Source organism: Fannyhessea sp. (genome assembly GCF_986145555.1).
Genome location: NZ_CFRCNA010000013.1, coordinates 26,595 through 40,536, shown reverse-complemented (window position 1 = coordinate 40,536; position 13,942 = coordinate 26,595). Strand labels below are relative to the sequence as shown.

Here is a 13,942-nt window from a genome sequence, read left to right as displayed (position 1 = left end):
CCTGTTAAAATATCTGCTCACCACGTATAATCAAAACAAGGAACCCAGTAACAAGGTAGGCAGTAAAGTGGCAAACAATAAAAAGTTTGTAGCACACACAAAAGATGTTAGTTTAACTGTGAGAACAGCTGATTATTTTAGATGCAGAAAGAGACAGACTTTTGGGAGTTGTAGATATGAGATACTATCTGAATGAGTTGCTTTTGAAAAATGGTGGAGTATTTGAAAATGAGTTTATCAATTTGAATAGTAAGACCATGCAAAGGTATTGGATAGATACTAGAAATTAAGGCGTTACATTATGATAATAGATAGTTATGATAACAATACAGAGCCTGTTATAAGCCTAAAAGACTTTTACAAAGAAAGAAAATATTTGACAGAAAAATGTTTGATAATATTTTCAAAAATTATAATCGATTATTTACTTGATCACTTTGAATGCCAAAAAATTGGTACTATAGAATCCGTTAGTGGTTCAAGACCCATATATAAAAGCACTTTTGAAGGTCAGGAATTCGCCTTCTACCTTTCTATGATGGGGTCAGCTCTTGCTTCAACAGATTGCGTAGAAGTTAATTGGATTACTGGTGCACATAAATTTATTATGTTTGGATCTTGCGGAAGCCTCGATAAAGAAAAGACCTTTGGCAAGTACATCATACCTACAGAAGCTTATAGAGGTGAAGGAACATCTTATTATTATGCAGGTCCTTCGGATTACCTTGAAATTAAAAACCATGATAAGGTAGAAAAGTTTTTTATCAAAGAAAACGCTCCTTATACTAAAGGAAAGGTATGGACTACAGATGTTATAATACGTGAGACTCGTGGACTCGTCGCAAAGAGAAAAGCTGATGGATGTATAGCCGTAGAGATGGAGCTTGCTGGTGTTCAAGCAGCTTGTTCTTTTTATGGGCTTGAACTTTATAATTTTCTTGAAGCGGGAGATGTCTTAAATGAGAGTTCTTATGAAGTTAAAGGACTTCATAGTGCCAACCATGATCTTGGCAAGTTGTATTTAGCTTTAAAATTTTTAAAAGAAATATAACATTATAAATAAAGAGATTATTAACTTTTACTTAAGTAGCGAATATATGAAGATCATTTATAGCAGCTTACTTTCGACAATCGAGCTATAAAACATCTGAATTGTTGAAGATGGAGAAATTCCAAGTTGTTTCAAAATATCTATCAGATGTTCTATGGCTGTTCTTCTCTCACAACTATTGATTACGACCTTGGTCGCAACTTTAACCGCGAGTTACGATATACGCATGGTGTACATTTTGCGTACGCGCAAAATCAAAAGGAATGGTATCTGCGGTAATATCGCGTATGGCAACGCCTGCTTTGCCAAGCGCTTCTTTGTTGAGTGTAAAGTGCTTAAGATTGCAGCAAAACAGGGCTTTTCCATCTCGCGTTAAGAGACGAGAAAGTGTAATAATTAACTCAACATGATCACGTGCAACATCCCATGTTTTTCCATGCATTTTATTTGAATTTGAAAACGTTGGAACGTCACATAAAATAAGATCCCACCTGTTTTTGCTATGACGCATGTCTTGTATCCACGTAAGTACATCCGCACGAATGTATTCATGCTGATTGCCTTTAAATCCGTTTCGTTCCATGTTACGCTGTGCCCATTGAAGTGTTGGCGCGCTCATGTCAACTGTTGTGGTATAGTTTGCGCCTCCATCGGCAGCATAGCAGGTAGATGTTGCAGTATAGGCAAACAGATTCAAAAAGCGTTTGGAACCTTTCATTGCTTTTGCCATCTCGCGCACGCGGTTTCTTACTTCTCTAAAGTCAAGAAAAATTCCGCAGTCATGGCGTGCGGTAAAATTAACTTCAAAAATCAGGCCGCCTTCTTCGATAAGATGAGATCCTTCGGGCATGCCTGATTTGCGCAAAGGCGATGAGCTTGCATTGCGTACAGCCGACGTGTTTGCATTACGCAAAGCCGTCGTACTTGTATCGCGCGTATGTGCGGTTTTACGAATATTGCTTGTCTGTGGCGTATAATATTGTGATCCACCTTTTGCCTGCATTCTGGTGTGAACGAATACATCTTCGGGTTTGGTTTGAAGAATCAGCGATGCAATATGCAACGTATCATAGAGTCTAAGCTTGGCTTTTACCGGATCGATAACTTTTGGTGCTTTATATTCAGAAATATTAAGCCAACGCTGCGCCGATCCATCTTGCGCTGTGGTCTTTGTGGTGCGCGGTTGATACGTATTAAACACATCTATTGAACAGGCAAAATCGGGGAGATCTGCATCATAGACGCGGTAGCAACTGACATCTTCGCGTTTTGCCCAAGACTCGCGCTGCTTGAGCGTTTTCTTAAGACGCGCAGCAAATTGAGCCGCACCTTTATCAAATATCGTAATGTCTTGCATGCGCCCTTGCGACCAAGCACCGCCAAGCTCACAAGAAAACAACTCACGTGCGGCAGGACGTAGATTACCAAACAGCACGGTTTGCGTACCCAGACGCGTGGTGCATGTTTGTGCAAGGAGAGCATTGCCAGCTTCGTGTGCTAACTCTTCGGGAATACTTACTGTTAAACTGCGTTTAAGCGTCTCAGAAGAATCTTTAGACGGCTCATGCTCCTTACAAGTTGTTTGTGCTGCTTGAATAAGTTTACTTACTCTATCAGCACATATGGCAGTTGAGCTTACATCGGTTTGGCTTGCGTTGAATATAAATGCAGTCGCAGATGTGTTGCTTGCAACGTGAGGCGCGTTTGAATTATTGGCAATGGTTTGACCTTGCGAGAACTTTGCATATCGTTGTATGAATTCGTCAAAATCAACGGTTTCAAAATTTACGCGTGCAGCCGATATATGAGCACGCGAGAGCATATAGCGTATAGTTTGCATACTTTTGCGTTGAGCGGCCATGTCATCGTATAAAACCAGAGTGCAGGTATGATTTTGATAGCGTTGTTCGTCGTTTTTTGATTGGTCGATAACGTTTTCCCATATATCGGGCTGGTGACCTTTCCACTTTAAAAATCCCCAATGTATACGATTACGGCCACATGCAAGATGTAGCGCTTGTTCTACAGCTTCAATGCACAGCGTTCCACTTTGAGGATATGCACATACCAGTGTTGCATGTTCATGTCGAACACAACTGTACCAGCTGCTTTGACTTAACAGAGCGGCTGCATAATCAGGACGCAAAAATGCAAGATGGCGTTGCGTGTTCTTTTGAGCTTCCCAGCCGCGCTTAAAAAGCGGCTCGCCACTTAAATCAATGCCGAGTGTTGCGCGGTTTTTTGCAATGCGTAACGAAATTATTACGTCGGGGTGATGTGTGTCAATTGATGGACGCCAGCCTTGCGTTTTTATACATGCATCGCATAGAGCGTCTTTTACCTTTTGCGCACTAAATATAGAATTGCTGAGGTTTTCATTGGTACCATGAGCGTCAATTGCACAGGTTGTACCACGATCTATATGCTCCCACCAGGGAATTTCTGCTGCTTGTTGGTAAAGTGTTTGTGCGTCTGTTGCGTCGATATGTTTGATCACATACACAATGCGTGACGCTAAGCGCGTATAAAGACATATGGTATATGCATCTTTAAGCGTCGAAAAAAACTGTACACGTCCTTGCAGTGGACGTGTTTTTACTGGAGCAATGCTTCTCAATTCGCGACTTAACAGCTGTTCAAATCCCAAGGGACAGCTTGCAAAGAACTCCATTTGATCTGCAATTGGCTGATTACTCATGGGTTAGATCGCTCCTTTGAACACTTTGTTAGGCTACGTAGATGACGCACAGTTTACTATGACGTGGTGCTTATAAATTTTTGCTTAGTAATATATAACGCTTCTATCTAGCATAGAGGATATTTGCTTGTACGCGCGTCATAACTTGTTGTAATACGCTTTATACATCCTAAAAATATAACGCTGCCAATCTTGTAAAAGACATCTACGGGCATCCGCATGACTAAAAATTTAGCGGTAGACGATAATTTGTAGCTATCTGCGTAGTACACACATAAAGCTTATTCGTTGTAGTACATGCATGTATACCCAGTTCAAACGGTCTATAACCTTCACGTAATATGAAAGCGTTTGTTTTCGTCTTTACATCTGTCGTAATGTTACCTATGATGGTTTTGTGTGTAATTTTTTTCTTTCAACTAAAACCAAGGAGATTTTGATGGATTCACAAACTCAAGAGCGCATTGAGCTGTGGCGTAAACATGTAGAAGACGAAGATTTACGTCAAGAGCTTCAAAGCCTTTTAGAGGCAGATTCCCAAGAAAAACTCAACGATGCGTTTTATCGTTGTCTTGAATTTGGTACTGCTGGTTTGCGCGGAACGCTTGGTGTTGGTACCAATCGTATGAATGTTTATGTAGTAGCTCAGGCAACACAGGGAGTTGCAGATTATCTCAACGCTCATTTTGATAATCCCAGTGTGGCAATTGGTCGCGATTCTCGTTTAAAGGGCGAGGATTTCCAAAACATTGCAGCACGCGTTTTGGCAGCTAACGGTATTCATGTGTATGTTTACCCGCGCATCGAGCCAGTACCTGCGCTTTCGTTTGCTGTTCGTCATCTTCACACGTCGGCTGGTATTGTTATTACCGCTTCTCATAATCCAGCAATTTATAACGGCTATAAAGTGTATAACGATAATGGCGGTCAAATTGCCAATGAATGTGCTGCCGAGATTTCGGCATCTATTGCAAAAACTCCCGTATTTGGCGGAGCAAAACTTATCAGCTTTGATGAAGGCCTTGAGCGTGGACTTATTGAGTGGACGCCCGAAGAAGTGCTTGATTCGTTTATCGAAAACGTTATGAAAACTTCTGTTGAGGGCTTTAAGGCTTCTGATGGTTATAAAGTTGTGTATACACCGCTTAATGGTACTGGTAGAGAATGTGTTACCCGTATCTTAAAGAGGCTTGGCGTAGAAGATGTAACCATTGTTCCCGAGCAGGAATTTCCAGACGGTAATTTCCCAACTTGCACCTATCCTAACCCCGAATTTAGAAAGACTTGGAATTTAGGTTTACAATTAGCCGATAAAGTTAAGCCAAATCTGTTGGTTGCAACCGACCCCGATGCCGATCGTATGGGTACCGCCATTCCTCACAACGGTGATTACGTGCTGCTGTCTGGTAACGAAATGGGCGTTTTGCTTATGGATTGGCGTGCTCGTATGGCGCGCGAGCAAGGCGAGGATGTTGCCTCTAAAGTATGCGTGTCATCTATCGTTTCTTCTGATATGAGCTGCGCGCTTGCAGAAAAATGGGGCTTTGAGCTCAGACGCGTGTTAACCGGTTTTAAATACATAGGCGAGCAGGTAGATCAGTTAACCGATAAAGGCGAACAAGATCGTTTCTTGTTTGGTTTTGAGGAATCATACGGCTATCTTGCAGGAACTCATGCGCGCGATAAAGACGCTATTACTGCCACGATGCTCTGTGTTGAAATGGCAAGCTATTATGCTGAGCTGGGATTAGACTTATACGAAGCTATGGATAAACTTTATCAACGCTATGGCTATTACCTTAACAAAACGGTGAGTGCCGCATTTATGGGCGAAGCTGGAGCTCAAAAGATCGTTGCTCTTATGAATAAGCTTCGTACGGCAGCTCCTTGTGAGTTTGGCGGTCTGCGCGTAGAGTCTATGGTAGATTACCTTACCGATTGTGAAATGCAGCGCATTTCTGGGTTGCAGAAAGAGCCAAGTCAGCTGTTGCCACATGCAAATGTTCTTGAGTTTAACCTGGAAGGCAAAAATAAGCTTATTATTCGTCCTTCTGGTACCGAGCCAAAGATCAAAGCATACATCTTTACCTATGGTTCTACGCGCGAGGATGCGCTACGCCTGCAAGACGAGCTGTCTTCTACGATTGACGAGCTGTTTGCGTAAAATGTTCGTATTGTAAGGCGTGTTTTAATGGTTTAGTTCTTTAGAATCTATCGGCGTAATCGGTAGCGATACTGGTTACGCCGATTCTTATGAACGATTAGCAGTGCAGATAGAGGATAAGCGACGTAGCGAAGGATGAAAAATAATGTCAAAAGTTAAAACTTCTGATAAAACCATAAATACAGACAGTATTTTTATAAATAATCATACATCTCTCGTTATGTATACCACACAGGATGGTCAGACAAAAATACAAGCAACTTTTAACAATGACACCGTATGGTTAAGCATCGATCAAATGGCAGCTCTCTTCCAACGAGATAAGTCAACCATATCGCGTCATATCAAAAATATTTTTACCGAGGGAGAACTTACAGAACATTCAGTTGTTGCAAATTTTGCAACAACTGCCGCTGATGGTAAAACATACCAGGTAGATTACTATAATCTTGATGTAATCATCTCGGTTGGTTACCGAGTAAAGTCTCTGCGTGGGACTCAGTTTAGAATTTGGGCGTTGCAAATTTTGAAAGAATATTTGCAAAAAGGTTTTGCACTTGATGATGAAAGACTTAAAGAACTCGGTGGCGGAAACTATTTTGATGAGCTTTTAGCAAGAATTCGTGATATCCGATCAAGTGAAAAAGTATTTTGGCGAAAAGTATTAGAAATATATGCCACGAGTATTGATTATGACCCTCGCTCGAACAACTCAACGATATTCTTTAAAGAAATTCAAAACAAGATGCATTGGGCTGCCCATAAGCATACTGCTGCAGAAATCATTTATGAACGAGCAGACTCAAATAGGCAAAATATGGGATTAACAAGCTGGACGGGAAAAACAATAAAGAAATCAGATGTAGAGATTGCAAAAAACTATCTGAGCGCAGATGAACTTGACGCACTGAATAAAATTGTCACAGCCTATCTTGATATTGCTGAGGTAAGAGCACTTAATCACGAGCCCATGTATATGAAAGATTGGCTTGAAACTATCAATGACTATCTTAAGATGACCAGACGGGAAATCCTTAAAACGGCAGGACGCATTTCTCATAATGCGGCAATTGAAAAAGCGCATACAGAATTTGAAAAATACCAGCATAAACAGCAAACTCAATTATCAGCCGTAGAAAAGCATTTTCTTAAAAGTATTGATATCCTAGAAGCCGTTGAAAATATAGATGAGTAGCTATAGAAGTGCTGATCAATTATAATGAATACTATTCACTTTTCCAAATAATGAGCTATCGATTACGCACCGTGTATTACGTTTTGTGTATCACGCATTGCACACAAATATTTTGTGTGATTGATCTCTTGTACTTCACCTAATAGGTCTACAAAAATACTCGTAAATGTCTGAAAACGTCTACTTTGCGGATACACTTTATTTCATAAGGGTAGAATTGCGCAGCTTATTGATGAGCGAAACAAAATCTTCGGCTGCTTCCATGTCATCTGCTACCACTAATACGGTGTCATTACCTGCAACAGAGCCTTTAATTTCGGGAAGCGATGCCGCGTCAACTGCAGCAGCAACACCGGGTGCAGTGCCTGGTTGTGAATGGATAACTATCAAGTTACCAGCTTGATCAATATTGGTAACAAATTCCGACACCATGCGTTGTAAATGGAGATCTTCGGCAAGGACGTAAATACCTTCTTGAAGCTTACGCAAGCCCATATCGGCAATATCACGAGAAACCGTTGCTTGTGTGCAATTAAAACCAAGCGCCTGCAGCTGATCTACCAGAGCTTTTTGTGTACGAATCGACTGGCCACGAACAACATCACGTATGGCGTCTTGTCGATTGTTACGCCGCTTGACCATGTAACCCTCCGAACATGTTGAGCATTCCTTTAATTACTCACCATATCCTTTTTCACACATACTTCGGCTCTCTCATGCCGTGGATACTATCAAAAGTGGTATGCATAAACTCTTTTATAGATGAAGTGAGTATTTACCTCCTTAAAAATACGAAACAATGACTAAAATGTCAATAATTGTTACCTTTTGTTAATATTGGAGGGTAAAATGTACTACGATATTTTTTCGATGCGTTTGCGCACGTATTCCTCAAGGTACTATTTGATATTACTTTTAAATACGCTAAACTAAAGCTATATGGTGCTCCAACTATGATTGCTGACTGTCTGAAATAACGTACGAGGAGGCATTGCTTATGGCATTTTTACAAGGTTCTCGCACACGAGGCAACGGTTCTTCTCGTCGTGGGAAAATGCTTGCTCGCGCGGGTTCTACCTCGCATTCTGATCGCGGTAACAAAATGAGTGAGCCGGGCAAGCGTCAGCGTTTTTCTCCGTATAAAAGCCATCGTAATTATCGTACCATTCGAGGTACAGATGCTGGTCTCACTTTACGCCATTTTGATCACTCTCGACGCAAGTATAGACTTTTTGGTGCACTTTCCGATGACACAGTTGCATATCTTCTCATTGGGGTCTCGGGAGTTATTTGTGTTGTGCTTTTGCTGTGCCTTGCCAATTGTGTAAGTGGATGTATACACGGGTGCACACGCCAAGACACAACGTCTTCTCAAACGAACGAGCTTGATGCTCGTGTTGAGGCGCAAACGTCGCAAAATCTTACACGTCAGTTTACAGGCGTTTTGGATTATGCTGATAATATTACATGGATTGCAGCACATGCCCACTCATACCGTGATGAGCGTTTACCCGAGCTTGCACTGCGCGAACAAGAGTCTGCTCCCTTTGTAAGAAGTATACTAGACAGCAGCATAACTGCACCTGCTTCAGACATTTCACCAGAACAAGGTAGTATGCCTACCTGTTACACCTGGGATGGTTTGTGGGGAAGCACCTCGTATGGTCAAGGAACTATAGCTACTGATGGCTCGGGTTTGGTATCGTGGTATATGATTCGTGCCATGCTTTTGGGTGATGGGTCGCAAACGCCTGTAGATTTTGCCGAACAAGCACATGAGTATGCAGATGATACTTGTGGTACACGTGGCGAATTTTTTACGCAGCACGCAAAAGAAGCCGGTTTATCAATCAAAGAATATAGTGTTTCGTTAGACAACTTAAAACTCTCTTGTGATGGAGACAAAAAGCTTGCGCTTGTTTGCTTAAAAGAGGGTGCTACATCTCCATACCAACATTGGGCGGTTGTTGCGCGCGTTAATAAGAATTCCACGGTCTCTTTGTATGATCCTGCTAGCAAAAAAGCTACGGATGCTACGTGGGAGCAAAATCAACTTGTTGATAAAATTTCAAAGCTGTATACCGTAAGTGCCTTGTCGTAGAGGCTGTGAATGTCTCATAGCTAAGTCTCACGTATTGAACGTGCGCAAACATAGGCTTTATGTGTACGCATACGCGCAACTGATATGCTTGTTGATGTGCTTCCGTTGATATATTCCAATAGTTTGCTACCTCACAACAAAACGTTGAGAGCACCTATGCAGTCAGTTGCATGTAGTAATACTGTGCGGATAAATATCTACATGGACATATGTATCAATTTTTATACGAAAGGCATGCTATGAAACTTAACCGCTTTATTGACCACACTTGTTTGGCTCCCAATGCTACAAAGCGCGACATTGAACGATTATGCACCGAAGCGGTAAGTTATTCGTTTAAGACGGTTGCAATTAATGGTTGCTGGGTCTCATATGCAGCACAGCTCTTGCAGGGGAGTAACGTTGGAATTAGTGCATGCATAGGTTTTCCTTTGGGCGCTATGACTTCTCAGGCAAAAGCATATGAAGCTCGCGAAGCAGCACATAATGGTGCAACCGAGATCGATATGGTTATTAATATTGGGTTGCTTAAAGATAAAGCCTACGACGAATGTATAGCAGATATTAAAGCGGTTGTAGACGCTGCCCAGTTACCTGTTAAGGTGATTTTAGAATGCTGTCTTTTAACGTCGGACGAAATTGTACAAGGTTGCATATGTGCACGTAATGCGGGTGCTGCGTTTGTTAAAACGAGCACGGGCTTTTCTACCTATGGCGCACGAGTCGCCGATGTAGCGTTGATGAAGAAAACGGTTGGGGACGCACTTGAAGTGAAAGCTGCTGGCGGTATCCATTCGGCAGATGAGGCGCGCGCCATGATAGAAGCAGGTGCTTCCCGCATTGGTGCATCGGCATCATGTAAGATTTGTTCTAAAGACTAACTATTCAGCGCTTGTTATAACGCCTGTGGTTTCTCTTGTATCAATACTTTACATCGTTAAAGATCATGCCTTTTGAATACGAATACCCCCTTGCATATATAAATATGCAAGGGGGTATGTTGTAGATGCAAAGTTAATGTTCGTTGGGGCTTTGGCCACCATTATGTCCACCTGGATTGCCTCCACCGCCTGGATTAGGATTTTGCGGATTAGGACTTGGACTTGGATTTGGACGAGGCCTTGGTTGGTTGGGATTTTCGTTTCCTGGTTGGTTAGGGTTTTCACCACCTGAATTATGCTCGTGAGTGTTTGCATTTTGATTGTGATTTTCGTGCTGGGTTTGGGTTTGCTGTTCTTGAGTTTCTTCAGTTTCAAGTGTTTCAAGTGTATCTGTTTGTGCTGTATTTGCATCGGCAGAGGTAAACTTAAAGGTCCATGAGTCATTAGGCTTAAAGTTTATAGTTCCCGTTGCATCTGGAAAATCGGCGACTCCTGCATCTCCGAGAGCTAGATTTATAAAATCACCAAATAAAGGAACAGCAGTATTGTAGGGGTGACCTAATCCACCGCCTACACGTACGGGTACTTCTTCGATATACCCAAACCAAATAGCAACCGATAAATTAGGGGTAATTCCGCAGAACCACAAATCACGACATTCTTGGGAGGTTCCTGTTTTCCCTGCAATAGGTTGTTTGATTCTTACGCTACCAGCAAGTTGACTTGCAGTTCCGCCCGCTTTACAAACGCCTTTCATTACATCAATGGTTGCACGTGCAACTTCGGGAGAAATTACCTGGCTGGGCGCATCTTTGTGTTCATATACGGTATTGCCATTTCTGTCCTCGATTTTTGTAATTGCAATGGCATCGCGATGTTGACCTCCAGCTGCAATTGTTGCATATGCCTCAGCCATTTGAATAACTGGTACACCATCTACACCAAGGGTCATAGAATCGTATGCATCGAGTTTTGCGTGAACTCCTAAATTATGTGCCATGTCTGCAACGTTATTATTTCCCAGTGTTTGAGCCACTTGAACAAAGCCCGTGTTAGAAGAGACTGCAAAAGCATGCTCTATGCTAATAGTTCCAAAACTTTGGTTGCCAAAGTTACCCAGTGTCCACAAGGGAGATATCTGAATTGGCGAATTACAGTTGACGCGTGTTTGTGGACTCATACCATTATTAATGGCACATGCAAGCGTAAATGTTTTGAACGAAGAACCGGTTTGTCGATATGCTTGTGTTGCGAGATTAAACTGATTGGTATTGTAATCTTTTCCACCGATCATAGCTTTAATATGACCAGTTTGAGGCTCAACAGCTACAAGCGCTGCTTCGAGTCGTTTATTACCAATTAACTTAAGTCTTTTATCTGTTGCCTGTTGTGCTTTATCTTGAATAGCAGGGTCAAGTGTTGTATAAACCTTTAAACCGCCTTGCATAACAGTATTTTTATCAAAATCGGCAAGGAGAAGCTGCTTGATATAATCAGAGAAATAAGGATAGCGACCTTTACTATCGCTGAACTTACCAGCATTTACTTGTAGTGGCTCTGCTGTTGCTGCGTCACATTCATCTTGGGTAATATCGCCTGATGTAAGCATACGCTGTAATACGATGTTTCTACGCGCAACGGCATTATCGGGATTAACCAGTGGATCATAAGAGGATGGAGCTTGCGGCAATCCTGCAAGTGTTGCACTTTCTGCGAGTGTTAAATCTTTAGCATCTTTATTAAAGTATGTAATAGCGGCTGCTTGAATGCCATAGGCACCATGACCAAAATAGATGGTATTTAAGTACATATTAAGAATTTGGTCTTTGGTGTACATTTTTTCCATCTGAATGGAAATGTATGCTTCACGAACTTTACGGCGTATGGTTTGTTCAAACTGCTCTTTTGATAAAACCGTATTACGGACAAGCTGTTGAGTGATGGTTGACGCGCCTTCAGATCCACCACGAGCGGTTTTTATAACAGCACGAACAATACCTTGAGGGTCAACACCATTGTGTTTATAAAAACGGCTATCTTCGGTATCTACAATAGCTTTGAGCACGTAAGGAGAAATTTGATCTTTATTAACGCTTCTTCTGTTTTGTAAATAAAATTCTGCAATCACCGAATGATCTGCCGCATAAACAGTAGTAGGTTCACCTACTACATAGGCATCTGCGGAAGCATAATCGGGAAGGTCTTGAAGCCATGAAGAAATAAGAGAGCTTAACGAAAATGCAAGTGCAATACCAAATAATGCCATAAAACCAAAGGCACCGGCTATTCCAAATTTAACAGCATGAGTTTTACTGTGTTGTCGTGCTCTACGGGTTCTTACGCCCATGTATCCTCCTTACAGAGTCAGTAATACAACCATTATAATTGATATGTAGCTTAAATTGACTAATTCTTGGGTCTTTACCAAGAATAACAAATAGTTTACGAACATGTGTACTATATAGATTTTCTTATACCATGTGCTTCACCTGTGTAAAACATGATACAGTGTAAAGAAATACCTTGTATGTGTCTTATTATTTACAGCTGCATCATAGAGGTACTACGTAAGCTCCACAACTAGCGGTGCTCAACATATAATCTAACGTATACATGGAGGACAGAGCGTTGGTGTCAGTAGAAGAACAGCTTAAGGTTATTACTTCGGGTACTATGCAAATTGTTCCCGTTGATGAGCTTAAAGCAAAACTCAGTCGTCAAGAACCTTTAACCGTTAAACTTGGTGTAGATCCCACATCTCCCGATCTTCATTTAGGCCATGCTGTACCTTTGCGTAAAATGCGACAGTTTCAGGATTTAGGCCACAATGTGGTTCTTATTATTGGAAACGGTACAGCTCTTATTGGCGATCCTTCGGGTAGAGATTCTACGCGTCCTCCTCTTACCGAAGAGGCAGTTGAAAAAAATGCAGCTACCTATGTAGAACAAGCTATGAAGATCTTAGATCCTCAAAAGACAAAAATTGTTCATAACGGTGAATGGCTTAAGCCTTTAGACCTTAGCAAAATGCTTGGGCTGATGAGCAAGTTTAATGTAGCGCGTATATTAGAGCGCGAAGATTTTCACAATCGTTATGCCAATAATCAGTCAATTTCGCTCCATGAGTTTATCTATCCTGTTTTGCAAGCATACGATTCAGTTGTTGTTCATGCCGATGTAGAAATGGGCGGCAATGATCAAATTTTCAACCTTTTGGCAGGTAGAGATCTTATGCGTGCTGAAGGTATGGAGCCGCAGGTTGCACTTACCATGCCACTGTTGGTTGGTACCGATGGCACTAAAAAGATGTCTAAAAGCTATGGCAACTACGTTGGTCTTACCGATTCTGCAGACGATATGTTTGGTAAGCTCATGTCTATCCCCGACGAGCTTATTGCATCGTACTATCGTTTATGCTCAACATTTTCTTTGGAAGAAATTGATGCTGTAGATGAGCAGTTTAAGAATAAAACAGCCGATCCGTATGCGTTAAAGCGCGCTTTGGCCGTAAACATCGTAACGCTTTATCACGGAGAAGGTGCAGGACTAGCTGCACAAAATCAGTTTGATGCTCAGTTTAAACATCATGAGGTCCCCGATGATATTCCTGAGTTTTCTACCTCTCTTATAGATGTTAGTGACGATGGAATGGTGTATTTAGCAAAGCTTATGGTTGATTGCAATCTTGCACCTACGGCAAGCGAAGCACGCAGACGTATTGATGGTGGTGGCGTAAAGATCGATGGAAAAGCTGTTGCGCCTAAGTCGTATAACATTTCTCATGAGCGCTTACATACGGGTACAGTTTTGCAATTTGGTAAGCGTAGCTGGGCAAAGCTCATATAGCTTTTT

Annotated in this window: 9 protein-coding genes; 6 read left to right on the top strand and 3 right to left on the bottom strand. The window is 41.7% G+C overall.

The annotated features are described in order from the left end of the window. Window positions 1-301 precede the first annotated feature (301 nt). Window positions 302-1,051, top strand: a complete 750-nt coding sequence (locus AC5GD6_RS03965) for a nucleoside phosphorylase (RefSeq protein WP_303870745.1) — start codon at window positions 302-304, stop codon at window positions 1,049-1,051. Window positions 1,052-1,253: 202 nt separating this feature from the next. Here AC5GD6_RS03965 and rlmKL read toward each other — a convergent pair whose 3' ends face one another. Further along, window positions 1,254-3,749 carry a bifunctional 23S rRNA (guanine(2069)-N(7))-methyltransferase RlmK/23S rRNA (guanine(2445)-N(2))-methyltransferase RlmL gene (gene rlmKL, locus AC5GD6_RS03960; RefSeq protein ID WP_491846281.1) on the bottom strand — a complete coding sequence of 832 codons (2,496 nt, stop codon included), beginning with the start codon at window positions 3,747-3,749 and terminating at the stop codon, window positions 1,254-1,256. Window positions 3,750-4,188: 439 nt separating this feature from the next. Between rlmKL and AC5GD6_RS03955 the strand changes: the two genes are divergently transcribed. Then, window positions 4,189-5,913 carry a phospho-sugar mutase gene (locus AC5GD6_RS03955; protein WP_303870749.1) on the top strand — a complete coding sequence of 575 codons (1,725 nt, stop codon included), beginning with the start codon at window positions 4,189-4,191 and terminating at the stop codon, window positions 5,911-5,913. 145 nt (window positions 5,914-6,058) lie between these two features. Continuing rightward, window positions 6,059-7,108 carry a virulence RhuM family protein gene (locus AC5GD6_RS03950; protein WP_491846280.1) on the top strand — a complete coding sequence of 350 codons (1,050 nt, stop codon included), beginning with the start codon at window positions 6,059-6,061 and terminating at the stop codon, window positions 7,106-7,108. Window positions 7,109-7,306: 198 nt separating this feature from the next. Here the strand turns inward: AC5GD6_RS03950 and AC5GD6_RS03945 are convergent, their stop codons facing one another. Beyond that, window positions 7,307-7,750, bottom strand: coding sequence for an arginine repressor (locus tag AC5GD6_RS03945; RefSeq protein ID WP_006303142.1), 444 nt, complete (start codon window positions 7,748-7,750; stop codon window positions 7,307-7,309). A gap of 355 nt (window positions 7,751-8,105) precedes the next feature. On the opposite strand from AC5GD6_RS03945, the gene AC5GD6_RS03940 reads away from it, so the two are divergent. Both AC5GD6_RS03940 and deoC read left to right on the top strand, forming a co-directional pair. Next, a complete protein-coding gene (locus AC5GD6_RS03940) occupies window positions 8,106-9,209 on the top strand; it encodes a hypothetical protein (protein ID WP_491846279.1) in 1,104 nt (367 codons plus the stop codon). A gap of 239 nt (window positions 9,210-9,448) precedes the next feature. Further along, window positions 9,449-10,090: a deoxyribose-phosphate aldolase gene (deoC, locus tag AC5GD6_RS03935; RefSeq protein WP_464360998.1), complete on the top strand. Its 642-nt coding sequence runs from the start codon at window positions 9,449-9,451 to the stop codon at window positions 10,088-10,090. 133 nt (window positions 10,091-10,223) lie between these two features. Here deoC and AC5GD6_RS03930 read toward each other — a convergent pair whose 3' ends face one another. Then, window positions 10,224-12,437: a transglycosylase domain-containing protein gene (locus tag AC5GD6_RS03930; RefSeq protein ID WP_491846278.1), complete on the bottom strand. Its 2,214-nt coding sequence runs from the start codon at window positions 12,435-12,437 to the stop codon at window positions 10,224-10,226. Window positions 12,438-12,703: 266 nt separating this feature from the next. Here AC5GD6_RS03930 and tyrS point away from each other — a divergent pair, with 266 nt between their 5' ends. Then, the gene (gene tyrS, locus AC5GD6_RS03925; RefSeq protein ID WP_491846277.1) at window positions 12,704-13,936 is read left to right on the top strand and encodes a tyrosine--tRNA ligase; all 1,233 of its coding nucleotides are present in this window, start codon (window positions 12,704-12,706) and stop codon (window positions 13,934-13,936) included. The last annotated feature ends 6 nt before the right edge of the window (window positions 13,937-13,942 follow it).